This window comes from Methylobacterium indicum, from assembly GCF_017347565.1.
GTDB lineage: Bacteria > Pseudomonadota > Alphaproteobacteria > Rhizobiales > Beijerinckiaceae > Methylobacterium > Methylobacterium indicum.
Genome location: NZ_AP024145.1, coordinates 266,037 through 290,288, shown reverse-complemented (window position 1 = coordinate 290,288; position 24,252 = coordinate 266,037). Strand labels below are relative to the sequence as shown.

Genomic DNA, 24,252 nt, shown 5'->3' with positions numbered 1-24,252 from the left:
CTCCAGCCGGCAGGATCAGGCGCGGATCGCCGCGAGGCCCTGCCAGTCGAACGCGATGCCGTGGCCCGGCCGGTCGGGCGCCACCGCGAACCCCTCCGCGATCGTGAGCGGCTCGGCGATGTAGCGGTCGAGGCCGAAGCCGTGCGCCTCGAGGTAGGAGCGGTTGGGGCAGGCCGCGAGCAGGTGCACGGTGACGTCGTGCGCGCCGTGGGAGGTGACCGGCAGGTTGAAGGCTTCCGCCAGGTGGGCGATCTTCATGAACGGGGTCACGCCGCCGCAATTCGTGACGTCCGGCTCCGGATAGGTGACGCCCCCGGCCGCGATCAGCTGCTTGAAGTCCCACAGGGAGCGCAGGTTCTCGCCCGCGGCGATCGGCAGGCCGCCCTCGCGCACCACCCGGGCCTGGCCGGCGATGTCGTCGGGGATGACCGGCTCCTCGAGCCAGGTGAGGTCGAAGGGCTGGAAGGCCCGGGCGGCGCGGATCGCCTCGTCGGCGCTCCAGCGCATGTTGGCGTCGGCCATCAGCGGGAAACCGTCGCCGAGATGCGCGCGCATCGCCCGCACCCGCGCGACGTCCTCGGCGAGCTTTTCCCGCCCCACCTTCATCTTGATCGCGCGAAACCCTTTTTTCAGGTTGTCGTCGGTCTGGCGCAGCAGGGCGTCGAGGGGCAGGTGGAGGTCGATGCCGCCGGCGTAGCACGGTACCCTGGCGTCGTTGCCGCCCAGCAGCGTCCAGAGCGGCTGGCCGAGGCGCCGCGCCTTCAGGTCCCACAGCGCCATGTCGAGCGCCGACTGGGCGAGCACCGCCGGCCCGCCGCGGCCGCCGTAATGCTGGCCCCACCAGATCCTTTGCCAGAGATGCTCGATCCGGTCGGCCTCCTGGCCGACGAGCTGGTCGGGCACGTCGCGCCGCAGGATCGCGTCGATCGCCGCGCCGTTGCGGCCGCAGGTATAGGTGTAGCCGGTGCCCTGCGCGCCGTCGGCGTCGCGCACGACGACGGTGTTGAGCTCGAAGGCCGGCATGTCGCCGTGCATGCTGTCGCTGAGGGTCACCTCCAGCGGCACGCGGTAGTACCCGGCCTCCATCGACACGATGCGGGGCATGGCGCTCCTCCCTGGTTGCGGTCCATCGGCCGCGTCCGACGTCGTCGGTTCTTTGTTAGCGCCAGCGTATGGTGTTCGGCGCGCGGCGCGTCAATGCAGGGCCCGCCTGTACTGCCGACGGGGCTTCCTGATGAGTGCGGGCGGCGCCGTTCGACTGGCGACATCCTCGCGCCCGGCCCGGTCCGTCGCGCGCCATGGAATTACGCTTGATCCATGCCGTCCATTGACTTTCGCCGAATTGCCTCGGCCCGCGGGGCGTGCTGATATGCCGGGATAGCCGCCCGACCAACGGGGCGGAGTGGGAGGAATCGATCGATGAAGCGAGTGATCGCGGGAGCGTTGTCGCTGGGCGCCCTGGTTATGGCAGCGCTGCCGGCCGTGGCGCAGGACAACAAGACGCTCACCGTCTGGTTCAGCAAGGGCTTCTATCGGTCCGAGGACGAGTCGCTCTGGGCGACGATCAAGAAGTTCGAGCAGAAGACCGGGATCAAGGTCGAGCTGTCGCAATACGCGATCCAGGACATGATCCCCAAGACCGTGGCAGCGCTGGATTCCGGCTCGCCGCCGGATGTCGGCTATTCCGACACCTACAACAACCAGGCCGCCGGCAAGTGGGCCTATGAGGGCAAGCTCGAGGACCTGACCGATGTCCTCCAGCCGATGATGTCGCGCTTCGCGCCGCAGACCGTCGAGCACGTGCTGCTCATGAACGGCCAGACCGGCAAGAAGGCCTATTACGGCTTCCCGCTCAAGCGCCAGACGCTCCACACCGAGATCTGGGGCGACATGCTGGAGAAGGCCGGCTTCAAGCAGGCCGACATCCCGCAGAAATGGTCCGACTACTGGGCGTTCTGGTGCGACAAGGTCCAGCCCGGCTACCGCAAGGCCTCGGGCACCCGCACCTACGGCATCGGCGCGCCGATGGGGGTGGAATCGACCGACAGCTTCCAGTCGTTCTACGCCTTCATGGACGCCTACGACGCCAAGCTCGTCGATGCCGACGGCAAGCTGACCGTCGACGATCCGAAGACCCGCGAGGGCGTGGTCAAGGCGCTCAAGGACTACACCGACCCCTACATCAAGGGCTGCGTGCCGCCGTCCGCCACGACCTGGAAGGACCCCGACAACAACGTCGCCTTCCACAACCGCACCACGGTGATGACGCACAACTTCACCATCTCGATCGCCGCGAAGTGGTACGAGGACAGCGTCAACCCGAACAACACGCCCGAGCAGCGCGAGGCCTCGAAGAAGGCCTACGAGGAGACCATCATCACCGCGCCGTTCCCGAACCGGCCGGACGGCAAGCCGATGACCTACCGCGCCGACGTCAAGCAGGGCGTGGTCTTCTCCGGCGCCAAGAACAAGGCGGCGGCCAAGGAATTCGTAAAATTCATCATGGAGGAGGACAACCTCCGTCCCTACGTCGAGGGCGCGATCGGCCGCTGGTTCCCGGTGACGAAGGAGTCGATCGAGAGCCCGTTCTGGCAGGCCGACAAGCACCGCAAGGCGGTCTACAACCAGTTCAAGTCCGGCACCGAGCCGTTCGACTACGTGAAGAACTACAAGTTCACGCTGGTCAACAACGAGAACGTGTTCGCCAAGGCGATGAACCGGGTGGTGAGCGAGAAGGTCCCGGTCGAGAAGGCCGCCGACGAGATGCTGGCCCGCATCAAGCAGATCGCCGGGCAGTAACCAAGGGGCTGCTCGGGACGAGGAAAGGCGCGGGAATACCCCTCTCCCCGCGGGCGGGGAGAGGGCCGAGCCCTCGTTCAGAGGGCGCGGCAAGCCCGTAGGGCGGGGGTGAGGGGGTCTCGACGGATGAGGCTCCTGCGGAAACACCCCCTCACCCTCGCTTCGGCTGCGCCTCCGCTAGCCGTGTTCCCTGAACGGGAACACGGCCCTCTCCCCGCCCGCGGGGAGAGGGGAAACCGGTGCTCTTCTTTTTACAGACGGCCCGACGGAACAACAGGAGAGGCACCCGTGCCTCCACCCACATCATCCCGAGCGGGGTCCGATCACATCCTGATCGGGGCCCGCTCTCGATGTTCCCATCCCCCGCCTCACGGCCTCACCCAGGAGACCGACCATGTCCGCAACGGTCGCTGAGGCAGCGCCGGTCGCCGCGGCCCAGCCCTTCCGCCTGACCTCGTGGCAGGCCTGGGGGCTGATCCTGATCGCGCCCTACCTGCTGATCTTCATCTTCTTCGTCATCTACCCGATCGGCTACGGCCTGTGGCTGGCGAGGAGCCCCGCGAGCTACGTGCATCTGGCGGAAGACCCGATCTTCGCCCGCGCCGTCGTCAACACGCTGATCTTCCTGATCATCGGCATCAACGTGAAGATGGCGATCGCGCTCCTGTTGTCGGGGTTCTTCACCAACGAGCGGAAGTGGATCCGCTGGCTGTCGGTGCTGTTCATCCTGCCCTGGGCGGTGCCGTCGATCCCCACCATCCTGTCGGTGCGGTTCATGCTGAACCCCGAATGGGGCGTGGTGAACTCGCTGATCTTCCGGCTCACCGGCGACGACGGCCCGAACTGGCTCAACGACCCGAGTCTCGCGCTCACGCTCGCCATCGGCGTCCATATCTGGAAATCGCTGCCGTTCTGGACGCTGATCCTGCTCGCCGGGCGGCTCGCCATCTCGGCCGACCTCTACGAGGCGGCCTCCGTCGACGGCGCCACCAAGTGGCAGAAGTTTTTGCACGTCACGTGGCCGTCGATGCGGACGCTCTACGTGACCTGCACCATCCTGTCGATGATCTGGACGCTGGGCGACTTCAACTCGGTCTACCTGCTCACCGGCGGCGGTCCCGCCGACCTGACCCACGTTCTGGCGACCCTCGGCATCCGGTATCTCCGCCTCGACCAGGTCGACGCCTCGATGGCGGCGGTGGTCTGCGCGATGCCCTTCGTGCTGCCGCTGGTCTACGTGCTGATGAAGAGGCTCTCGAAATGAGCACGACCCTGACAGCCCGCGCGACGCCGTCCGCCGAGGAGCGCTCCGCCGCCCGCACCAACTGGCTGCGCGCGGCCGGTACTGAGGCGAAGCTCCTCCTCATTGGCATCCCGGTCCTGCTCTGGACCGTGATCCCGATCTACCACCTCGTCCTGTTCGCGATCTCGCCCAAGCAGGACGCGATGTCGGGGGCGCTCTTTCCGGCCCACCCGACGCTCCAGAATTTTCGAATCGTGTTCGGGCAGCAGCACTACTTCCTGTCGAACTTCTGGCAGCAATTCTGGAACTCGGCCGTCATCGCCTTCGCGACCGGCGTGCTGACGCTGTTCGTCGCCACCGCGGCGGCCTTCGCAATCAGCCGCCTGAAGGTGAAGGGCGGCCGGACCGTGATGAACATGGCGCTCTTCACCTACTTCATCCCGGCCGCGTTCCTGGCCGTGCCGATGTACAAGACGATGGGGGCCTACGGGCTGCTCAACTCGAAATGGGCGCTGATCCTCGCGATGGTGACGATCGCCAGCCCCTACGCGATCTGGGTGCTGAAGCAGGCCTCCGACAAGCTGCCGGTGGAGCTGGACGAAGCCGCGATCATGGACGGCGCCTCGCCGCCCCAGCTCTTCCGCTTCGTCTACCTGCCGCTGATGGTCCCGTCGCTGGTCGCGATCGGCGTCTACGCGCTGCTGCTCGCCTGGAACGAGTACCTGTTCGCCTTCCTGCTCCTCTCCCGCGACACCGACGTGACCCTGCCGGTGGCGTTGGGCAGCTTCCTGGCGGCGGATGACTCGCCGTGGGAGCTGCTGATGACCACCGGGTTGATCTACGCCCTGCCGCCGGCCGCGATCTATTACGTGTTCAAGCGGTATATGGTGGGTGGGTTGACGGCGGGGGCGGTGAAGAGCTGACGGCTTTCAGTTTAGGTATATATCGGCCACGGACGAGGCGTTCGTGGCCGATTTTATTTTTTACGGCCTCTCAAGGGGTGCGGACGAACATCTATTTCATGCAAAGCCAATATATAATATTTATTAGTATTGTCGAATTAGATTTCTGATGCTGCAGGCGCCATTCAATATCTTGTCATCTTGTTTATAAGCGCGAAAAGGATCCATAATTGCTCCTCTTTATTCATATGATAATTCTGTGTAACGCAAAGTTGATTTTACATGAAGCTGAATCCATAGTGGCCTCCTTGCCTATTGTCGCCGCTGCCGGTTTTTCGAGGAAAAATCATAGATGCCCGCCTCACTCCAGGATTTTGTGCGCGATATTAAAGCAGAATCGACGGTGTTGTTGTTTGGTGCCGGATCGTCTCTGCCTTCAAATGCGCCAAGCGTACAAAATATCATGGATCATATGTCAAAGACATTCAATCAAGCCAAGCAAAACTTCAGTTTAGCAGAATTTACAGAGCTGATTGAGAAAAAATCAGGAGACCGAAAGAAGATGATAATGGAATTGAGGACTTTATTTAAGAAATCAAAACCAACGGCGGGACTGCTTAATCTGCCACTATATAATTGGAAATCCATATATACGACAAATTATGACACTCTCATCGAACAATCGTATAAGAAAAAATCAAAAACAATAAAAGTTGTTTCCTCCAATTTTGATTTTGGAGCGAGTGGTAGATTCCTAGAAACTCAGCTACTGAAGCTCCACGGTACTATAGAGAAGGATGTTTCTTTTGGAGATAATTCGCGTATTATAATCACGGAAAGCGACTATGATCATGTTTATGAATTTAGGGAGCATCTCTATAATAGTTTGAAGACAGATTTAGCTGAAGCAAATTTAATAATAATCGGTAGTTCTTTATCGGATGAAGATATAAAGTCAATTATAAATAAATCCATACAGCTAAACTCACAAACTTTTGCACCCGGACGTATCACCTTGTTGATGTATCAGCGGGATGACGATAGAGCGATACTCTACGAAGGGCGGGGATTGCGTGTAGTATTTGCGGGAATCGATGAATTTTTTTTGGAGCTTGCAAAAGTATCCCCTGGGCCTCTGTTTGATTATAAATCTTCTGAAAACATAATAGAGCGACACGTTGGTATTGTTCCAACGGTGGTTGATGTAACGCATGAACTGGAAACAGGATCACCCGACGTAAGTCGGATGTTCAATGGATGGCCAGCAAGCTATGCTGATATATCCAATGAACTTACATTTCATAGAACAATTTCCGATGCGATTGTAGAATATCTACTCTCAGATGGTGGTCTATGCGCAATTTTAGTGGGAGCGAGCGGGGTCGGAAAGACAACAGCCATCAGGCAAGTCCTTTTGAAGCTAAAATCTTCTGATTATTCGTGCTGGGAGCATAAGAACGACCACTACTTAGACGCTGTTGAGTGGGGCGATTTATCAGACTCTCTTGATAAAACGAGTAGGCGCGGTGTATTGTTCATTGACGAAGCTCATAATCATCTTTTTGAACTTAATGAACTTATCGATTTATTAGCAAATAAAAATAAAATATCGCTAATTGTTATCGCCACCTCTACACGTAACAATTGGCGCCCTCGTGTAAAAACTCCCAATTTATATAAGAAAGGTAAGGAATTTTATTTATCTCAGCTAGACAAAGAAGAAATAAATCAACTCCTTGCGCTGGTGGAGAGTAAGGAGGAGATTTCTCAGATAATAGAGTCAAACTTTGCTGGATTCACAAAGACTGAAAAAAGGCGGCGACTGATTGAGCGTTGTGAGTCCGACATGTTTGTCTGCATGCGAAATATTTTTGCATCTGACAGCTTTGACGACATTATATTGCGAGAATATGCATCTTTGCCAGAAAGCCATCAAGATATATACAGACTTGTATCCGCACTTGAGACGTCTGGCGTACGTGTGCATCGACAATTAGTAATAAGATTGTTGGGAATACCTATGTCTACTACGAGGGCATTGCTTGAAAGCCTCACAGATATTATCAATGAATATACAATTGATGGAAAGAATCACGTGTATGGATGGCGGGGCCGACACTCAGTAATAAGCGCGATTATTATCAAATACAAATTTAATAAAAAAGCTGAGCTTATCGATCTTTTTGAGAAAGTTATTGATAATCTTTCTCCGACATATGATATTGAAGTCAGATCGGCTGTTTCACTTTGCAATGTAGATACGGGAATACCAAAGATAGCTGACAAAAACACGCAGAATAGACTATTAAGAAAAATGATTTCAGCACTTCCAGGGCAAAGGGTTCCTCGCCACCGACTGATTAGGAACTTGACGGATGCTGGGCAGTTTGATCAGGCACAAACAGAAATACGTATATTTGAAAAAGATTTCAAAACTGATGCGCCAGTAGCGCGCTTAAAAATCGATTTGCTGGTCGCACGTGCCGTTGATACTCCGGGGATTATGAAATCAGATAGGCTTGCCATTCTTGAGCAAGCTCGAGAGCTGGCGGTAACAGCAGTTAAAAGACATTATCAAGCCAAGGGCGTATTCGCAGCCTACTGTACAGTTGGCATTAACATCATGAGGTTGGGCGGCTCACGCGAAGCGTTTGATGACGCCATAAAAAACTTAAGGCTCGCCGAACAAAGACTTGGAGATCCGGACATAAATTTTATTATCCGGCGTTTCGAGAGGCAAGAGGCGTCTCTGATGGCGGCTAACAAGGCAGAGGATGATTTAGATATTATTCAAGATATTGATTAGCCATGTAACTGTGTTGCTCATATAATAGACTTGCACTCACTCTACAGTGAGCGCAAGTCTATTATATGAGTATTATAAATGTGCGTACGGCAGCTTGCTTACAAAAATATTGCTAATCCGTTGAATGCGGCACATTTTACCTAAAACTACGCGACTGCCGCCATACCCCCCGGCATCAACCGCCCCTCCTCCACCGCATGACACGCCACCCCATCCCGGAACACCGGCACCTCCGCCTTGCACCGCTCATTCGCGAACGGGCAGCGCGGGTGAAAAGTACACCCTGACGGCGGGTTGATCGGGTTGGGGATCTCGCCCTGCACCGGCACGCGCTGGCGGCCGACATGCGCGAGGTCGGGGACCGCATCGAGGAGCATGCGGGTGTAGGGGTGTTTCGGGGTGGTGAAGAGCTCGCGGCCGCCGCCGATCTCGACGATGCGGCCGAGATACATCACGCCGATGCGGTTCGCCATGTGGCGCACCACGGCGAGGTTGTGGCTGATGAACAGGTAGGTCAGGCCGAGCCGGTCCTGGAGGTCGCGCATCAGGTTCAGGATCTGGGCCTGGACCGAGACGTCGAGGGCCGAGGTCGGCTCGTCGGCGACCAGGAACTCGGCCTCGGAGGCGAGCGCCCGGGCGATGGCGATGCGCTGGCGCTGGCCGCCCGAGAAGGCGTGGGGGTAGCGCTTGCCGTCGTCCGGGTGCAGGCCGACCAGGGTCAGCAGCTCGCCGACCCGCGCCTGGATCTCGCGCTCTCCGCTGAGGAGCCCGAAGGCGCGGATCGGCTCCGAGATGATCCGGTCGACCCGCCAGCGCGGGTTCATCGAGGCGTAGGGGTCTTGAAAAATCATCTGGATGCGGCGGCGCAACTGCCGCCGCTCGGCGGCCTGGCGCGGGTCGGTCATCGAGATGCCGGCGATCGTCACCTCGCCGTCGGAGGGCGGCATCAGGCCGACCACCATGCGGGCGACCGTCGACTTGCCGGAGCCGGATTCGCCGACGATCGCCAGAGTCTCGCCCTTGGCGACCGAGAACGAGACGTGGTCGACGGCGCGCAGGAACTGGCGCGGCTGGCGCTCGATCACCCGGTTGAGCCAGGGGCGCGAGACGTCGAACAGGCGGCGCAGGTCGCGGACCTGCACGTAGTCGGGCTGGGGCGTGATCACGGGCTTCAAGGCGATATGGGGCTTCATGCGGCGGCCTGTCCGGTCGCGTCGTAGAGGTGGCAGGCGACCCGGTGCGAGCCGACCGTCAAGGGCTCGGGCCGGTCCACCGTGCAGCGGGCAAACACCTTCGGGCAGCGCGGGTTGAAGGCGCAGCCGGGCGGGATCGCCGAGAGCCGCGGCATCGCGCCGGGAATCTGAGCCAGCCGATCGGCCTCGTGCGACAGGGACGGGATCGCCCCCATCAGGCCCTTGGCGTAGGGGTGGAGCGGATCGCCCACCACCGCGGCCACCGGGCCGATCTCGGCGACGCGGCCGGCATACATGACCGCGACGCGGTCGGCGGCCTCGGCGATCACCCCCATGTCGTGGGTGATCAGCATCACGGCGGTGCCGTGGTCGCGCCCGAGGCGCTTCAGGAGCGTGATGATCTGGGCCTGGACCGAGACGTCCAGCGCCGTGGTCGGCTCGTCCGCGATGATCAGCTCCGGCTCGGCGGCGAGCGCCAGCGCGATGACGACGCGCTGGCGCATGCCGCCGGAGAATTCGTGCGGGAAGCCGTCGATCCGCCGCTCCGGCGCCGGGATGCCGACCTCGGCGAGAAGGTCGATCGCCCGCTGGCGGGCGGCCTTGGCGGAGAGATCGGTATGGGTGCGGATCGTCTCCACGATCTGCCGGCCGACCCGGTAGAGCGGGTTGAGGCTGGTCAGCGGGTCCTGGAAGATCATGCCGATGCGCTTGCCGCGGACCTTGCGCATCGCGTCGGGCGAGAGGTTGTCGATGCGCTCGCCGGCGAGGCGGATCTCGCCGCCGGCGATGCGGCCGGGCGGGTCGATCAGGCCGATCACCGCCGAGCCGGTCACCGACTTGCCGGCGCCGGACTCGCCGACGACGCCGAGCACCTCGCCGCGGTTGATCTCGAAGGAGACGCCGTCGAGGGCGGTCAGCACGCCGCGGCGGGTGGCGAACTCGACCCGCAGGTCGCGCACCGAGAGGACGGGTTGGGTCATGTCGGTCATTGCAGCTTGGGGTTCAGGGCGTCGCGCAGCCAGTCGCCCAGCAGGTTGATCGCCAGGACGAGGCCGGCCAGCGCCAGGCCCGGAAAGGCGACGATCCACCACTCGCCGGAGAACAGGAAGCGGTTGCCGGTGCGGATCAGGGTGCCGAGGGACGGCATCGTCTCCGGCAGGCCAGTGCCGAGGAAGGAGAGCGTCGCCTCGGTGATGATCGCGAGCGCCAGGTTGATGGTGGCGATGACGAAGACCGGGCCGGTGACGTTCGGCAGGATGTGGCGGGTGAGGATCACCGGCGCCGACAGGCCGATGAGCCGGCCGGCCTGGACGTAATCCTTGTTCTTCTCGACCATCACCGAGCCGCGCACGGTGCGGGCATACTGCACCCAGAACGACAGGCCGATCGCCACGACGATCAGGGCGATCTGCGCATCCGCCTCCATGTGGCCGCCGGCCACCGCCTTGGCGACGCCGTCGACGATGAGCGCGATCAGGATCGCCGGGAAGGTCAGCTGCACGTCGGCGACGCGCATGATGATCGTATCGACCCAGCCGCCGGCATAGCCGGCGACGAGGCCCAGCCCGATGCCGATGAAGCCCGACAGCAGCACGCCGAGCACGCCGACGAGGAGCGACAGGCGCATGCCGTAGAACACTGCCGAGAGCACGTCGCGGCCCTGGTCGTCGGTGCCGATCAGGAACGGCGCCTGGCCGTCGGCGTACCAGAGCGGCGGCAGGCTGGCGTTCATCAGCTCGAGCTGCGCCGGGTCGTAGGGGTTCTGCGGCGAGATGAGGGGGGCCAGCAGCGCCAGCGCCACGAACAAAACCGTGGCGACGAAGGCCGCGATGGCGAGCTTCGAGCGCTTGAAGTTGGCAAACAGGTCGGAATCGAGGAAGCGCGCGAGGCGCGACGGCGGGGCCGCGGCGGGAAGGGCGGGGGAGGCCATGACTCTCAAAAATCCTCAGGCCGCCCGCCGCACCGAGAGGCGCAGGCGCGGATCGACGATGGTGTAGAGGAGATCGACCACGAGGTTGATCGTCACGAAGATGAGGGCGACCAGCAGCAGGTAGGCGGCCATGATCGGCACGTCGACGTTCTGCACCGCCTGCACGAAGAGCAGGCCCATGCCGGGCCACTGAAAGACCGTCTCGGTGATGATCGAGAAGGCGATGATCGAGCCGAGCTGGAGACCCGCCACGGTGATGACCGGGACGAGCGTGTTCTTCAGCGCGTGGCCGAAATGGATCGACCGGGTGGTGAGGCCCCGCGCCCGCGCGAAGCGGATGTAGTCGGTGCGCAGGACTTCCAGCATCTCGGCCCGGACGAGGCGCATGATCAGCGTCATCTGAAAGAGCCCCAGCGTGATCGAGGGCAGGATCAGCGCCCGCCAGCCCGAGGCGGTGAGGAAGCCGGTGGTCCACCAGCCGATCCGCACCGTGTCGCCGCGGCCATAAGAAGGGAGCCAGCCCAGCGTCACCGAGAACAGGAAGATGAGCAGGATGCCGATCAGGAAGGTCGGCAGCGAGACGCCGACGAGGGAGATCGCCTGGACGAGCTTGGCGCCGACGCTGTCGCGCCGGAGCGCCGAGTAGACCCCCATCAGGATGCCGGCGGTGAGCGCGAACAGGGTGGCGCAGAAGGCCAGTTCGAGGGTCGCGGGCATGCGCTCGGCGAGCAAGGTCGAGACCGGCTGGCGGAACTGGTACGAGTTGCCGAACTGGCCGCGCACGGCGTTGCCGGCGTAGCGGGCGAACTGCACCAGCACCGGATCGTCGAGGCCGAGGCTCTGGCGGATCTGCAACCGCTCGGCATAGGGCGTATCGGGTGCCACGAGCTGGTTCACCGGATCGCCGGCGAAGCGGAACATCGCGAAGGCGATCAGCCCGACCGCCAGCAGCACCCCGACGGATTGCAGCAGGCGGCGGAGAATGAAGGCGAGCATGAGGGGGGTTCTTGTGTTCTCGTGTGGTCCGAGGAATCTCGGAGTTTCAACAGGACATGCACGACGCCGGTCGGCCAACAGCTCGTCCGTCAACAAAAAGAGCGCCGGTATCTCCTCTCCCCGCGGGCGGGGAGAGGCCTTCGCACCCCTCGTCGGGTGCGAAGGGAGCCCGAAGGGCGAGGGTGAGGGGGTGTTCCCGGACGTGCCTCATTCGGCACCTCCCCCTCACCCTCGGCTGCCGCCTCGTCTCGCCCCCGACAAGGGGGGCTCGACCCTCTCCCCGCCCGCGGGGAGAGGGGGATGCGCACAGCCCGGTCGCCCGAATTTAGGAGCGCCTTACGGCTCCTTCGACACCCAGTAGAGCATCATCTGGTTGTCGGCGCGGGGCACCAGCTTGACCTTCTTCGACACGCCCCAGGCGAGCGCCTGCTGGTGGAGCGGGATGTAGCCCCAATCGTTCATGACGATCTCGTAGGCCTGCTTGATCATTTGGTTGCGGGCCTCCTGGTCGGTCTCGCGCTCGATCTTGTCGGCCAGCGCATCCACCTTCGGGTTGCAGTAATTCCCGAGGTTGGTGGTGCCGCGCGGCGAGGCCTTGTCGGTCCGGCAGCCGGCGATCTCGTACAGGATGTTGTGCGAGTCCATCGACGACGGCGTCCACCCCAGCATGTAGAACGAGGTGTCGAAAGCAGGCTTCAGGATCTTGGCGAAATACTTCGCCTTGGGCTGGGCGATCAGGTTCACCTTGACGCCGACGCGGGCGAGCATCGAGGTCACGGCCTGGCAGATCGCCTCGTCGTTGACGTAGCGGTCGTTCGGGCAGTCGAGGGGCACCTCGAAGCCGTTCGGGTAACCTGCCTCGGCGAGAAGGGCCTTCGCCTTGGCCGGGTCGTAGGCCGGACGCTTGAAGTCACCGGCGAGCGGGAAGAGCGGCGGGGCGATGAGGAGGGCGGCCGGGGTCGCCTGGCCGCGCATGACGCGCTTGACGATCGCATCCTCGTCGATGGCGCGGAAGAACGCCTCGCGCACCCGCACGTCCTTGAACGGGTTCTTGCCCTTCACGTTGGAGCCGCGCAGCTCGTCGCTGGTCTGGTCCATGCCGAGATAGATCGTGCGCAGCTCGGGGGCGTTCACCACCACGGCGTTGTTGCTGGAGCTGACGCGGCTCTGGTCCTGGAGCGGCACCGGGTCGATCCAGTCGACCTCGCCCGAGATCAGCGCGGCGACGCGGGTGGCGTCGTTGCTGATGGTGGTGAAGACCGCCTCGTCGAGGTTCGACTCGACCTTGCCCCAGTAGCCGTCGAACTTCTTGAACACCGTGCGCACGCCGGGCTGGTGCTCGGTGATGACGAACGGGCCGGTGCCGTTTTCATGGAGCGCCGCGTAGCTCGGGGCCGTGGCGGCGACCGGAGTCGGCTTCAGGGCGTCGTGCTTCTCGGCCCAAATCTTCGACATGATGTACCAGTTGCCGAACTGGTACAGGGCGATCGGGTTGGGGTTCTTCAGCACCATGTCGACGGTGTGGTCGTCCACCTTCACGAAGGTGGCGTCCGCCGGCACGTTGGTCTGGAAGTTGGAGCCCGGCGCCCGCACGCGCTCGGCGGAGAAGATCACGTCGTCGGCGGTGAAGGGCGAGCCGTCGTGGAACTTGACGTTCTTGCGCAGCTTGAAGCGGTAGCGGGTCGGCTCCGGGGTCTCCCAGGATTCGGCGAGGCCCGGGACCAGCTTCAGGTCCTTGTCGCGGGTGACGAGGGACTCGTAGACCGCGCCGTGCGCCGCGATCGTGAACGTTTCCTTGAGGGTGTACGGGTCGAGGGACTTGAGGTCGCCCTGGAAGGCGAACCGGAAGGTGTTGGCGGCCGAGGCCGGCGCGGCACCGGCGACCGCCAGGAGAGCGGTGGCGGCGGTCAGGCAGGCCAGCAGCGGACGGGACTTCACGAACGACATCGACGGGCACACTCCGCGGGGGGACGCTGAGGCTCTTACTAGAGCCTTCCGGCGCCGCGCGCGACGCCGGAATGATGAAAAATGATGCATCGTCCCGGCCCTTCTCGCCGGATGGTGCACGGGACAGGAACGATCGCGCAGCCCTAACAAGTCCTGGGCCAACCGGGCGGGGTCATGCGCCGGGCGCCGGGCCGGCGCCGTTCGCGAACGGCCGGAGGGAGTTGACCGCGCGCCGCTCTGCCTGTTGCATCCTGCCCGTCCGTTTTCCGTCCCCACACGAGCGTATCGTCACATGCCCGTCATCAACCGCGTCGCCGCCCTCACCGACGAGATCACGGCCTGGCGCCGCGACTTCCACCAGCATCCCGAGTTGCTGTTCGCGCTCGATCGCACCTCCGGCCTGGTGGCCGAGCGGCTACGGGCCTTCGGCTGCGACGAGGTGGTGACGGGTCTGGGCAAGACCGGCGTCGTCGGCGTCATCCGCGGCCGCAGCGGCGGCTCGGGCAAGGTGGTGGCCCTGCGCGCCGACATGGACGCCCTGCCGATCGAGGAGACGAGCGGCGTCGCCCACCGCTCGACGGTGCCGGGCAAGATGCATGCCTGCGGGCACGACGGCCACACCGCGATGCTGCTCGGCGCCGCCAAGTACCTCGCCGAGACCCGCAACTTCGACGGCACGGCGGTGGTGATCTTCCAGCCGGCGGAGGAGGGCGGCGGCGGCGCCGACGAGATGCTGAAGGACGGCCTGATGGAGCGCTTCGGCATCCAGGAGGTCTACGGCCTGCACAACATGCCGGGGCTGCCCCTGGGCCATTTCGCGATCCGCCCGGGCGCGATCATGGCGGCGGCCGACCGGATCACCATCACGGTGCGCGGCAAGGGCGGCCACGCGGCGGCGCCCCACAACTGCATCGATCCGGTGCTGGTCGCCTCCCACATCGTCACGGCGCTGCAATCGATCGTCTCGCGCACCGTCGATCCGGTGGAATCGGCGGTGATCTCGATCACCCAGGTCAAGGCCGGCGACGCCTTCAACGTGATCCCCGAGACCGCGATCCTCAACGGCACGGTGCGTACGCTCTCGGAATCGGTCCGCGACCTGTGCGAGGCGCGCATCGGTCAGGTGGCGTCGAGCATCGCCGCCGCCTTCGGCGCCACCGCGAGCGCCGATTACGGCCGCGGCTACCCGGTGACCGTCAACGATGCCGACCGCACCGGCTTTATGGCCGACATCGCCGCCGAGGTCTCGGGCGAGGGCGCGGTGGAGCGGGCGGTCGCCCCGATGATGGGCGCCGAGGACTTTTCCTACATGCTGAATGCCCGGCCCGGCGCCTACATCTTCCTCGGCACCGGCCCGGGTGCGGGCCTGCACCACCCGGCCTACGACTTCAACGACCAGGCGACGCCCTACGGCGTCTCGCTGTTCGCCCGGATGATCGAGCGGGCGATGCCGGCGGCGTGAGAAGGAACGGCCCGGCGCTGCCGCAGCGCCGGGCCGGGTCTCTCACACCTCGAACGTCACACCCTGCGCCAGCGGCAAGGTCTTGCCGTAGTTGATGGTGTTGGTGGCCCGCCGCATATAGGCCTTCCAGGCATCCGACCCCGCCTCGCGGCCACCACCCGTCTCCTTCTCGCCGCCGAAGGCCCCGCCGATCTCGGCGCCGGACGGGCCGATATTGACGTTGGCGATGCCGCAATCGGAGCCGGACGCCGACAGGAAGATCTCCGCCTCCGAGAGGTCACGGGTGAAGATCGACGAGGACAGGCCGGCCGCGACCGCGTTCTGGGCGGCGATCGCCTCCTCCAGGTCGGTGTAGCGCGTCACGTACAGGATCGGCGCGAAGGTCTCGCGGCGCATCGGGCCGGTCTGCTCGGGCATCTCGACCAGCGCCGGGCGGACATAGGCCGCCGCCTCGCCGCGAATGTCGCGCAGGCGCTCGCCGCCATGGACCGTGCCGCCGATGGCGCGGGCCTCGTCGAGCGCGCGCGCCATGCCGTCGGCGGCATGCACGTCGATCAGCGGGCCGATCAGGGTGGCGGGGTCGCGCGGATCGCCGATCCGCACCGAGCCGTAGGCGGCCTTCAGGCGCGGCACCAGGGCGTCGTAGACGCTCTCGTGCACGAACAGCCGCCGCAGGGTGGTGCAGCGCTGGCCGGCGGTGCCCATCGCCGCGAAGGCGATGGCGCGGAGTGCCAGGTCGAGATCGGCCGACGGCGCCACGATGGCGGCGTTGTTGCCGCCGAGCTCGAGGATCGCCCGGGCGAAGCGGGCGGCGAGCTTCGGGGCGACCTGCCGGCCCATCGCGGTCGAGCCGGTGGCGGAGACGAGCGCCACCCGCTCGTCCTCGACCAGCCGCTCGCCGAGCTCCCGGCCGCCGATCAGGAGGCCGAGCAGGCCGTCGGGCGCGTCCGACCCGAAGCGCTTCACCGCCTTCGCGGCGAGCGCGTGGACGGCGAGCGCGGTGAGCGAGGTCTTCTCCGACGGCTTCCAGATCACCGGATCGCCGCAGACCAGCGCCAGCGCGGCGTTCCACGCCCAGACCGCGACGGGGAAGTTGAACGCCGTGATGACGCCGCAGACGCCCAGCGGGTGCCAGACCTCCATCATCCGATGGTCCGGCCGCTCGGTGGCGATGGTGAGCCCGTGCAATTGCCGCGACAGGCCGACCGCGAAGTCGCAGATGTCGATCATCTCCTGGACCTCGCCGAGGCCCTCCGAGAGGATCTTTCCCGCCTCGAGCGTCACGAGCCGGCCGAGATCGTCCTTGTGGGCGCGCAACTCCTCGGCGAGCAGCCGCACCAGCTCGCCCCGGCGCGGGCCCGGCACCCGGCGCCAGGCGAGGAAGGCCTGCGCGGCTTGCGCCAGCGCCGCCTCGGCCTCCGCGGCGGTGGTCTCGCGCACCGTCGTCACCACGCCGCCGTCGATCGGCGAGCGCGCCGGCAGGCCGCCCTCTCCGCCTTCCGCCGCGAAGGCCGAGGCCGGGACGCCGAGGCGCTCCAATACCGCCAGGGTGTCGTCGCGGACGGACAGGATGGTCGGGGCCATGGGCAGGATCTCCGCGTCTGACGAAAGACGGCCCGCCTCGGGGGAGACGGGCCGGTCATGATTCGGGTGATTACACGGGATCGGTTCCCGCTTCTACAGGACGGTCGCGCTCACGCGGCCTTCTGCTTGGGCGAGATCAGCTTGCGGTTGATCAGCACCTCGGCGATCTGGACCGTGTTGAGCGCCGCGCCCTTGCGCAGGTTGTCCGACACGCACCAGAACGACAGGCCGTTCTCGACCGTGATGTCCTCGCGGATGCGCGAGATGTAGGTCGCGTCCTCGCCCGCCGCCTCGTGGGGGGTGATGTAGCCGCCGGGCTCGCGCTTGTCGTCGACCAGGATGCCGGGCGCCGAGCGCAGGATCTGGGTGGCGTCCTCGGCCGAGAGCGGGCGCTCGAACTCGACGTTCACCGCCTCGGAGTGGCCGATGAACACCGGCACGCGCACGCAGGTCGCCGTCAGCTTGATCTTGGGGTCGAGCATCTTCTTCGTCTCGGCCACCATCTTCCACTCTTCCTTGGTGGAGCCGTCCTCCATGAAGACGTCGATGTGCGGGATGACGTTGAAGGCGATGCGCTTGGTGAACTTCTGCATCTTGACCTCGCCGGCGGTGAACACCGCGCGGGTCTGGTTGAACAGCTCGTCCATCCCTTCCTTGCCGGCGCCGGAGACCGACTGGTAGGTCGCGACGACGACGCGCTTGATGGTGGCGGCCTCGTGCAGGGGCTTCAAGGCCACGACGAGCTGCGCGGTCGAGCAGTTCGGGTTGGCGATGATGTTCTTCTTGGTGAAGCCCACCACCGCGTCGGCATTCACCTCGGGCACGATCAGCGGCACGTCGGAATCGTAGCGGAAGGCCGACGAGTTATCGATGACGACGCAACCCTGCTGGCCGATGCGGGGCGACCACTCCTTCGAGGTCTCGCCGCCGGCCGACATCAGGCAGATGTCGGTGTCGGAGAAGTCGTACTGGTCGAGGGCCTGGACCTTCAGGGTCTTGTCGCCGAAGGAGACCTCCTGGCCCAGGCTGCGGCGGGAGGCGAGCGCCACCACGGTATCGGCCGGGAAGGCGCGCTCGGCCAGGATGTCGAGCATCTCGCGGCCCACATTGCCGGTGGCTCCGACGACGGCAACCTTGTAACCCATCTCAATCGCTCCAGTTCGGACTAACTCCTCCCCGGACGATCTCAGGCGGGCTTCGGGTAAGCCCGGCCTCCGTCCGCCACGGACGGGGAGGGATCCGAGGACGACGCGAGGCTTCAGCCGGCGGCGGTAATCGCCGTCGTGGCTTTGCGTTTCGTCGTGGTCGACACGAGCCGCATGGCGCGGGGTCAGTCCTCGAAAGGCGCACCCGAGACGGGGTGCGCGAGCGCGCACAGCAACAGCCCGAACGCGACGATCTGTCAAGGGGTGAATGGTCGGCGGGGTCGGGAACCGGCGACAGAGTCCGCGACCCGTCACGCGTTAGCGCCCCGTTCACCCTGACTCGCGCCCCCTGAGGACAAGCCGGGCCGGGTCAAGGAAATCGCTAAAATGCGGTGCGACTCCTTGTTTCGCGAGATTGCGCGAACCGAAGGAGCGAGCCCGTGCGGCACAGGCCGGACTTCGACGACGCCGCCCTGGCGCGGGCGGGCCAAGCCCTCGTGCAGGACATCGGTCCCGTCGCGCCGCTGCTGCCGCGGCCCTTGTCCCGCGCGGAGCCTCGCCGGCTCTCGCGCGGCGCGGGGCGGCTGCGCATCCTGGCGCGCACCGCCGGCGCGGCCGGGGTGATCGCGCTCCTCAGCGTGCTCGCCAGCGAGCGGCGCCTCGCCGATCCGCCGCTCGCCGCCGAGGCCGCGGCCTTCGTGCCGCGCTACGCCGCCCCCGCGGTGGCGCCGCCGGCCTGGCACACCGCTGCGGCCGACCGCTACAGCCTCGGCGATGCGACCGGCAGCGCCCGCACGCAGCCGGGCCTGCGGGAGGACACCCTGACCGCGGGCGAATTCGCGGTCCAGGAGGCGCCGTACCTGCGCCTCGTCGCCACCGAGACCGCCGAGCCGGAGGGGGAGGGAAGCCTGTTCGTCACCCTGGCCCGCCGGGCGGCGGAGGCCGGCGGCCTGTCGGTGGTGCGCACCGGCGAGCGCGGCCAGGTTTCGACGCGGTTCGGCGCCCTCGACACCGTCGATGCGACCCTCGCCGACGCGGAGGGGAAGCGCGCCTGCACGGCGTTCCGCCTCGGGGCCGCCCTGCGGCTCGAAGGCTGGCTCTGCGCGCCCCTCGGTCAGCTGCCCGAGCCGCAGGCGGTGGCCTGCGCGGTCGACCGCCTCGCGGGGCACCCAGGCGCCGACCTGCCGGCGCCGGTCGCCACCATGCTGGCCGGCCCGCGCATGGCCGCCTGCCCGCCGGAGGAGCCGGTCACCACCGCGGCGGTGCCGATGCCCCGCAAGGCGGTTCGCAGGAATGCGGCGAGAGTGCGGCATTCGCGACCGGCTGTGCCGTGAGGCGGAACCTCGGCCGCGCTCGCACGTCTTTTTCCCCATAGGCGTCGTTTCTTAACGAGTGCGACGCTACCCCTGGCGACGTTCAGCAAAGGTGCGTCATGCGCTTCCAGACTCTCGCCCTGACCGGGCTTCTCTCCCTCGCGGCCCTGGGCGCCGGCACCGCTGCCTCGCAGGCGCAGGACAGCTACGTCATCCGCAGCTACAAGGACGGCCAGGGTCTCGCGATCCGCGTGCGCCCGCGCAGCTGGCTCGATGCCGGCAACGTGGTCGAGGCGAATTCGGGCGCGACCGGCAACCCGGCCACCAACCCGCACTTCATCACCGCCTCCTACCTGAACTCGCCGCCCTACATCGCCAACCGCGAGCGCTTCGGCGGCGCCGGCATCCTGCCCGATCCGATCACCAACGGCCCGTTCATCGGCGCCCGCCGCACCGCCGTCACGGTGGACCTGTCCGCGGTCGACTACCTCGACCCGACCTCGCCGCTGTCGCGGGCCCGCTACGGCTACTGAGCCTGGCACCGCATCCGGACATGCGACGGGCCCCGAAAGGGGCCCGTTTTAGTTTGCGGTCTTCGCCCGATCGATGTCTCGCCCTCCGGATCATCCCGGAGCCGCGAGCTGCCAGGAGCGCCGGAGCGATCGGAAGAGGAGAGGAGCGGGGAGCCTACCGCTCCTCCGCCTTCACCCACTTGATCACCTGCGGCGGCTCGTAGGCGCGGATCCGCGCCACGAGGTCCGCCGGCTCGGTGCCGACGATCAGCATCGCCCGGTGCGGCTCGCGCACGAAACCTTCATCCACCACCGAGTCGAGGAAGCCCAGCAGCCCGTCGTAGAAGCCGCCGGCATTGAACACCGCGAGCGGCTTCCTGTGGTAGCCGAGCTGGGCCCAGGTCCAGACCTCGAACATCTCCTCGAAGGTGCCGAGGCCCCCGGGGAGTGCCACGAAGCCCTCCGCGAGATCGGCCATCAGGGCCTTGCGCTCGTGCATCGAGGCGACGACGCGCAAATCGGTCAGGCCGAGATGCGCGGTCTCCTTCTCGACGAGGGCCTTGGGCATGATGCCGGTCACCCGGCCGCCCGCCGCCAGCGCCCCGTCGGCCACCGCGCCCATCAGCCCGACCTTGCCGCCGCCATAGACCAGCTCGATCCCGGCCTCGGCGAAGTGGCGCCCGAGCGCGGTCGCCGCCTCGCGGTAGAGCGGGCGGGCCCCGTCGCTGGAACCGCAGAACACGCACAGGCGCATGGTGGTTCTCCCTGTCGATCGGAAATCGGGATCGGCTTGAGCGTCATCCCCTCCACGACCTCATCCCGAGGTGCCTGCTGACGCAGGGCCTCGGGATGAGGTCGCGGGAGAAAGCGACCCCTCTCAGCCCGCCTGCGCCTGCAGCTCGCGCACGATGGCGTCGCCCATCTCGGTGGTGCCGACCGCGTTGGTGCCCGGCCCGGCGATGTCGCGGGTGCGGGTGCCGGCGGCGAGCGTGCGGGTGATGGCGCTCTCGAGCTGGTCGGCGGCCTCGAGCAGGCCGAAGGAGTAGCGCAGCGCCATCGCCAGCGAGCCGATCATGGCGATCGGGTTGGCGAGGTTCTGCCCGGCGATGTCGGGCGCCGAGCCGTGGACCGGCTCGTAGAGGGCGCGCCGCGTGCCGTTCTCGACCGCGCCGAGCGAGGCCGAGGGCAGCATGCCCAGCGAGCCGGTCAGCATCGCCGCCACGTCCGACAGGATGTCGCCGAACAGGTTGTCGGTGACGAGCACGTCGTACTGCTTGGGGTTGCGCACCAGCTGCATGGCGCAGTTGTCGGCCAGCACGTGCTCCAGCCCGACGTCGGAATACTGCTCGGCGTGGAGCTTCGTCACGGTCTCCTTCCACAGCACGCCGGTCTTCATGACGTTGTGCTTCTCGGCCGAGGCGACCTTGTTGCGGCGCTTGCGGGCGAGGTCGAAGGCGACCGCGGCGATCCGCTCGATCTCGCCGGTGGTGTAGATCTGGGTGTCGATCGCGCGCTTCTGGCCGTCCTCGAGGGTCACGATCTCCTTCGGCTCGCCGAAATAGACGCCGCCGGTGAGCTCGCGCACGATGACGATGTCGAGGCCCTCGACCAGCTCGCGCTTGAGGGCGGACGCCTCGGCGAGCGCCGGGTAGCAGATCGCCGGGCGCAGGTTGGCGAACAGGCCCAGATCCTTGCGCAGGCGCAGCAGGCCCGCCTCGGGGCGCTTGGCATACGAGACGCCGGCCCATTTCGGCCCGCCGACGGCGCCGAACAGCACCGCATCGGCGGCCTTGGCCCGGTCCATCGCGGCTTCCGAGAGCGGCACGCCGTGGGCGTCGATCGCCGCGCCGCCGACGAGATCGGTCTCGGTCTCGAACTGCGCGATGCCGGCGCGGGTGAACCAGGCCAGGACCTTGGCGACTTCCTGTGCCACCTCGGGGCCGATGCCGTCGCCGGGCAGGAGCAGGATCTTGTGCGTGGCCATGGCGTGGATCTTTCAAACCGGGAAGAGAGGGGAGGGCGGGGGGCGGTCCCCCCGCGGGAATCGAGGGATTTTAAGACTTGCGGGCGACGGTGAAGCGGGCGGCCTCGCACAGCGTCGCGGCGGCCTCGCCCCAGGGCTTGAGCGCGGTCTCGCACTCGCCCACCAGGCGCTCGCACTCGGCACGCGCCCCGTCGAGGCCGAGGCGGTCGACCAGGGTCGCCTTGCCGGCATCCTTGTCCTTCCCGGTGCGCTTGCCCATCGCCTCGGACGAAGCCTCGCGGTCGAGGATATCGTCGGCGACCTGGAAGGCCTGGCCGAGCGCGCGGCCGTAGGCGAGAAGCGCGCGGCGCTCCTCGGGCGAGGCGCCGCCGACGAGCGCGCCGGCATCGACCGAGAAGGCCAGGATCGCGCCGGTCTTCATCGCCTGGAGCTGGAGCGTGGCGTCGACGTCGAGATTGGCCGGGCCGAACCGCCCCTCCGCCCCGAGGTCGAGGAGCTGGCCGCCGACCATGCCGCCGAGGCCCGAGGCGCGAGCGAGGCCGAGCACCAATTCGGAGCGGATCAGCGGATCGGCCTGCCAGGCCGGATCGGCGACGATCTCGAAGGCCAGCGTCTGGAGCGCGTCGCCGACCAGGATGGCCGTCGCCTCGTCGTACTTCTTGTGCACGGTCGGCTGGCCGCGGCGCAGGTCGTCGTCGTCCATCGCCGGCAGGTCGTCGTGGACGAGCGAGTAGCAATGGACCAGCTCGACGCCGGCCCCGGCGGCCATCGCGCCCTCGAACGGACCGCCGAGCATCCGGGCGGTCTCGATGGCGAGGAAGGGGCGCAGGCGCTTGCCGCCGTTGAGCACGGCGTGGCGCATCGCCTCCATCAGCCGGGGCGGCCGGGCGATCTCGCCCGCCTGGACGCCGTCGCCGAGGCGCTCGGCGAGGAAGCCTTCGGTGCTCTTGGCGACGGCGGCGAGCCGCGCCGTGAAATCGCCTGCCTGCGGGTATCCTGTGGTGCCGGCCATCGTATTTTCCTGGGGACGGCCCGGCGTCGTGTGCTGCGGGGCCCGCGTTGACGTCATGGTGTCCTCGTATCGACGGGCACGCCGAGAGGAGGGTCGGATTCAGGAGCCGCGCGTCACGGCGGACCGCGACGGGGCTGGCCGGGACGGGAACGTCCTGCGGCCGCTGCGCCGCCTGGAGCCGACCCACGCGCCGGTCGCCGGCAGCGCGACGCGGGCCCGCGGGCGGCGGGTGCTGCGCGCCGTGCTCCTCGTGCCCGTCATGGCGGTCGTCCTCGTCCTGGTCCTGGCGCTCGTCTATCGCGCGCTGACCCCGCCCTCAACCCTGATGCTCGGCCGCTGGGTCACGCTCCAGCCGGTGAGCCGCATCGTGGTGCCGCTGGAGGCGATGGCCCCGGCCCTCGTCCAGGGCGTCGTCGCCTCCGAGGACCAGCGCCTGTGCCTGCATGGCGGCGTCGACTGGGACGCCCTGTGGAGCGTCGTCGACGACGAGGACGGCCCGAGCCGCGGCGCCTCGACGGTGACGATGCAGACGGTGAAGAACGTCTTCCTGTGGCCGGGCCGCTCCTACCTGCGAAAAGCCCTCGAGATCCCGCTGGCGCTGATGGTGGACGTGGTCTGGGGCAAGCGCCGGACGATGGAGATCTACCTCAACGTCGCCGAGTGGGGGGAGGGGGTCTTCGGGGCCGAGGCCGCCGCCCGGCACTGGTTCGGCAAGTCCGCCCGCGACCTCACGAAGGGCGAGGCGGCTCTGCTCGTCGCCACCCTGCCGAACCCGATCCTGCGCAATCCGCGCCGGCCGACCCGGGCCCTGCGGGCGATCGCCAACCGCATCCAGGGGCGGACGGCCGGGATCGGCGCGCTGGCCCAATGCGTGCGGCCTTGAGCCGGCGAACCAGCCCACCCACCCGCGACTTTCCCTCGCGGTCGCCCGCAACGGGGCTGGCGCGGCGGCCTTTCCCCCCGTAACACGGCCGCGCCCGCCCGAGCGGCGCGGCCCTTGAAAAGGGAAGCACGATGTTCACTCTCGAGATCGACGGCACGGCCGTCGCCATCATCCGGTCGAACGAGGAGCGGGCCCGGGAGCTTCTCGAGGTCGAGGGCTTCCAGGACGACCTGCGCACCATGAAGAGCGACGGCCGCCCGCTGTGGACGGGCAAGGTCGAGTCGCTGAAGCTGCGCCCCGCGACCGAGGACGAGATCGAGACCTTCGAGGACTCGATGGACGACGAGGATTTCGAGGACGAGGACGAGCCCCGGGCCGCCAATGACAGCCAGGGCGAGACCGACGACGAGGACGAGGAGGACGACGTCGACATCCTGTTCCTGGTCGACATCGACGATGAGGACGAGGCGTAAGACGCAGCGCGGCCGGCGTCGCGCCGGCCGCATCGTTCGTATCCGAGGCCCGCTCCGTCGCCGGAGCG

General features: G+C 66.0%; 20 protein-coding genes. 9 read left to right on the top strand and 11 right to left on the bottom strand.

Annotated features, from left to right (window positions below; all coding sequences use genetic code 11):
• Positions 1 to 15: 15 nt before the first annotated feature.
• Positions 16 to 1,104 carry a mandelate racemase/muconate lactonizing enzyme family protein gene (locus tag miv_RS01420; RefSeq protein ID WP_048429224.1) on the bottom strand — a complete coding sequence of 363 codons (1,089 nt, stop codon included), beginning with the start codon at positions 1,102 to 1,104 and terminating at the stop codon, positions 16 to 18.
• Between the two features lie 315 nt (positions 1,105 to 1,419).
• On the opposite strand from miv_RS01420, the gene miv_RS01415 reads away from it, so the two are divergent.
• The 4 genes from miv_RS01415 (at position 1,420) to miv_RS01400 (ending at position 7,750) form a co-directional block, all read left to right on the top strand.
• Positions 1,420 to 2,799, top strand: coding sequence for an ABC transporter substrate-binding protein (locus tag miv_RS01415; RefSeq protein WP_207181051.1), 1,380 nt, complete (start codon positions 1,420 to 1,422; stop codon positions 2,797 to 2,799).
• 394 nt (positions 2,800 to 3,193) lie between these two features.
• The gene (locus miv_RS01410; protein ID WP_207181050.1) at positions 3,194 to 4,063 is read left to right on the top strand and encodes a carbohydrate ABC transporter permease; all 870 of its coding nucleotides are present in this window, start codon (positions 3,194 to 3,196) and stop codon (positions 4,061 to 4,063) included.
• Positions 4,060 to 4,965, top strand: coding sequence for a carbohydrate ABC transporter permease (locus tag miv_RS01405; RefSeq protein WP_244748819.1), 906 nt, complete (start codon positions 4,060 to 4,062; stop codon positions 4,963 to 4,965). The genes miv_RS01410 and miv_RS01405 overlap by 4 nt, the downstream gene beginning before the upstream one ends.
• A gap of 331 nt (positions 4,966 to 5,296) precedes the next feature.
• Positions 5,297 to 7,750 carry an SIR2 family protein gene (locus tag miv_RS01400; protein ID WP_207181048.1) on the top strand — a complete coding sequence of 818 codons (2,454 nt, stop codon included), beginning with the start codon at positions 5,297 to 5,299 and terminating at the stop codon, positions 7,748 to 7,750.
• A 146-nt stretch (positions 7,751 to 7,896) separates the two neighbouring features.
• Here miv_RS01400 and miv_RS01395 read toward each other — a convergent pair whose 3' ends face one another.
• The 5 genes from miv_RS01395 to miv_RS01375 all read right to left on the bottom strand — a co-directional run bounded on the left by miv_RS01395 (position 7,897) and on the right by miv_RS01375 (position 13,816).
• The gene (locus tag miv_RS01395; RefSeq protein ID WP_207181046.1) at positions 7,897 to 8,943 is read right to left on the bottom strand and encodes an ABC transporter ATP-binding protein; all 1,047 of its coding nucleotides are present in this window, start codon (positions 8,941 to 8,943) and stop codon (positions 7,897 to 7,899) included.
• Positions 8,940 to 9,923, bottom strand: coding sequence for an ABC transporter ATP-binding protein (locus tag miv_RS01390; protein ID WP_207181039.1), 984 nt, complete (start codon positions 9,921 to 9,923; stop codon positions 8,940 to 8,942). Before miv_RS01390 ends, miv_RS01395 begins: the two co-directional genes overlap by 4 nt.
• A gap of 5 nt (positions 9,924 to 9,928) precedes the next feature.
• Complete coding sequence (locus tag miv_RS01385; RefSeq protein WP_207181037.1) at positions 9,929 to 10,873, bottom strand: ABC transporter permease; 945 nt, start codon at positions 10,871 to 10,873, stop codon at positions 9,929 to 9,931.
• Between the two features lie 15 nt (positions 10,874 to 10,888).
• On the bottom strand, positions 10,889 to 11,869 hold the full coding sequence (locus miv_RS01380) for an ABC transporter permease (protein ID WP_207181035.1): 981 nt from the start codon (positions 11,867 to 11,869) through the stop codon (positions 10,889 to 10,891).
• Between the two features lie 336 nt (positions 11,870 to 12,205).
• On the bottom strand, positions 12,206 to 13,816 hold the full coding sequence (locus miv_RS01375) for an ABC transporter substrate-binding protein (RefSeq protein WP_207181033.1): 1,611 nt from the start codon (positions 13,814 to 13,816) through the stop codon (positions 12,206 to 12,208).
• A gap of 292 nt (positions 13,817 to 14,108) precedes the next feature.
• Between miv_RS01375 and miv_RS01370 the strand changes: the two genes are divergently transcribed.
• A complete protein-coding gene (locus tag miv_RS01370; RefSeq protein WP_207181031.1) occupies positions 14,109 to 15,278 on the top strand; it encodes a M20 aminoacylase family protein in 1,170 nt (389 codons plus the stop codon).
• 42 nt (positions 15,279 to 15,320) lie between these two features.
• Here the strand turns inward: miv_RS01370 and amaB are convergent, their stop codons facing one another.
• Positions 15,321 to 16,862 (bottom strand): L-piperidine-6-carboxylate dehydrogenase, encoded by a 1,542-nt coding sequence (gene amaB, locus miv_RS01365; RefSeq protein ID WP_207181029.1) that lies wholly within the window; start codon positions 16,860 to 16,862, stop codon positions 15,321 to 15,323.
• A gap of 110 nt (positions 16,863 to 16,972) precedes the next feature.
• Entirely contained in the window at positions 16,973 to 18,007 is a 1,035-nt protein-coding gene (locus miv_RS01360) for an aspartate-semialdehyde dehydrogenase (protein ID WP_058619595.1), read from the bottom strand.
• A gap of 440 nt (positions 18,008 to 18,447) precedes the next feature.
• Here miv_RS01360 and miv_RS01355 point away from each other — a divergent pair, with 440 nt between their 5' ends.
• Positions 18,448 to 19,341 carry a hypothetical protein gene (locus miv_RS01355; RefSeq protein WP_207181027.1) on the top strand — a complete coding sequence of 298 codons (894 nt, stop codon included), beginning with the start codon at positions 18,448 to 18,450 and terminating at the stop codon, positions 19,339 to 19,341.
• Positions 19,342 to 19,439: 98 nt separating this feature from the next.
• A complete protein-coding gene (locus tag miv_RS01350) occupies positions 19,440 to 19,853 on the top strand; it encodes a hypothetical protein (RefSeq protein WP_048429213.1) in 414 nt (137 codons plus the stop codon).
• A 154-nt stretch (positions 19,854 to 20,007) separates the two neighbouring features.
• Here the strand turns inward: miv_RS01350 and miv_RS01345 are convergent, their stop codons facing one another.
• The 3 genes from miv_RS01345 to miv_RS01335 all read right to left on the bottom strand — a co-directional run bounded on the left by miv_RS01345 (position 20,008) and on the right by miv_RS01335 (position 22,828).
• Complete coding sequence (locus miv_RS01345; protein ID WP_207181025.1) at positions 20,008 to 20,586, bottom strand: LOG family protein; 579 nt, start codon at positions 20,584 to 20,586, stop codon at positions 20,008 to 20,010.
• Between the two features lie 123 nt (positions 20,587 to 20,709).
• Positions 20,710 to 21,816: a 3-isopropylmalate dehydrogenase gene (gene leuB / locus miv_RS01340; RefSeq protein WP_048429211.1), complete on the bottom strand. Its 1,107-nt coding sequence runs from the start codon at positions 21,814 to 21,816 to the stop codon at positions 20,710 to 20,712.
• A 70-nt stretch (positions 21,817 to 21,886) separates the two neighbouring features.
• A complete protein-coding gene (locus miv_RS01335; protein WP_048429210.1) occupies positions 21,887 to 22,828 on the bottom strand; it encodes a polyprenyl synthetase family protein in 942 nt (313 codons plus the stop codon).
• 55 nt (positions 22,829 to 22,883) lie between these two features.
• On the opposite strand from miv_RS01335, the gene miv_RS01330 reads away from it, so the two are divergent.
• Complete coding sequence (locus miv_RS01330) at positions 22,884 to 23,711, top strand: biosynthetic peptidoglycan transglycosylase (RefSeq protein ID WP_082173779.1); 828 nt, start codon at positions 22,884 to 22,886, stop codon at positions 23,709 to 23,711.
• Between the two features lie 131 nt (positions 23,712 to 23,842).
• Entirely contained in the window at positions 23,843 to 24,184 is a 342-nt protein-coding gene (locus tag miv_RS01325) for a hypothetical protein (protein WP_048429209.1), read from the top strand.
• The last annotated feature ends 68 nt before the right edge of the window (positions 24,185 to 24,252 follow it).

Coding starts and splice junctions, on each gene's coding strand:
- miv_RS01420 (WP_048429224.1), bottom strand. CDS start 1,104: ATGCCCCGCATCGTGTCGATGGAGGCCGGGTACTACCGCGTGCCGCTG.
- miv_RS01415 (WP_207181051.1), top strand. CDS start 1,420: ATGAAGCGAGTGATCGCGGGAGCGTTGTCGCTGGGCGCCCTGGTTATG.
- miv_RS01410 (WP_207181050.1), top strand. CDS start 3,194: ATGTCCGCAACGGTCGCTGAGGCAGCGCCGGTCGCCGCGGCCCAGCCC.
- miv_RS01405 (WP_244748819.1), top strand. CDS start 4,060: ATGAGCACGACCCTGACAGCCCGCGCGACGCCGTCCGCCGAGGAGCGC.
- miv_RS01400 (WP_207181048.1), top strand. CDS start 5,297: ATGCCCGCCTCACTCCAGGATTTTGTGCGCGATATTAAAGCAGAATCG.
- miv_RS01395 (WP_207181046.1), bottom strand. CDS start 8,943: ATGAAGCCCCATATCGCCTTGAAGCCCGTGATCACGCCCCAGCCCGAC.
- miv_RS01390 (WP_207181039.1), bottom strand. CDS start 9,923: ATGACCCAACCCGTCCTCTCGGTGCGCGACCTGCGGGTCGAGTTCGCC.
- miv_RS01385 (WP_207181037.1), bottom strand. CDS start 10,873: ATGGCCTCCCCCGCCCTTCCCGCCGCGGCCCCGCCGTCGCGCCTCGCG.
- miv_RS01380 (WP_207181035.1), bottom strand. CDS start 11,869: ATGCTCGCCTTCATTCTCCGCCGCCTGCTGCAATCCGTCGGGGTGCTG.
- miv_RS01375 (WP_207181033.1), bottom strand. CDS start 13,816: ATGTCGTTCGTGAAGTCCCGTCCGCTGCTGGCCTGCCTGACCGCCGCC.
- miv_RS01370 (WP_207181031.1), top strand. CDS start 14,109: ATGCCCGTCATCAACCGCGTCGCCGCCCTCACCGACGAGATCACGGCC.
- amaB (WP_207181029.1), bottom strand. CDS start 16,862: ATGGCCCCGACCATCCTGTCCGTCCGCGACGACACCCTGGCGGTATTG.
- miv_RS01360 (WP_058619595.1), bottom strand. CDS start 18,007: ATGGGTTACAAGGTTGCCGTCGTCGGAGCCACCGGCAATGTGGGCCGC.
- miv_RS01350 (WP_048429213.1), top strand. CDS start 19,440: ATGCGCTTCCAGACTCTCGCCCTGACCGGGCTTCTCTCCCTCGCGGCC.
- miv_RS01345 (WP_207181025.1), bottom strand. CDS start 20,586: ATGCGCCTGTGCGTGTTCTGCGGTTCCAGCGACGGGGCCCGCCCGCTC.
- leuB (WP_048429211.1), bottom strand. CDS start 21,816: ATGGCCACGCACAAGATCCTGCTCCTGCCCGGCGACGGCATCGGCCCC.
- miv_RS01335 (WP_048429210.1), bottom strand. CDS start 22,828: ATGGCCGGCACCACAGGATACCCGCAGGCAGGCGATTTCACGGCGCGG.
- miv_RS01330 (WP_082173779.1), top strand. CDS start 22,884: ATGGTGTCCTCGTATCGACGGGCACGCCGAGAGGAGGGTCGGATTCAG.
- miv_RS01325 (WP_048429209.1), top strand. CDS start 23,843: ATGTTCACTCTCGAGATCGACGGCACGGCCGTCGCCATCATCCGGTCG.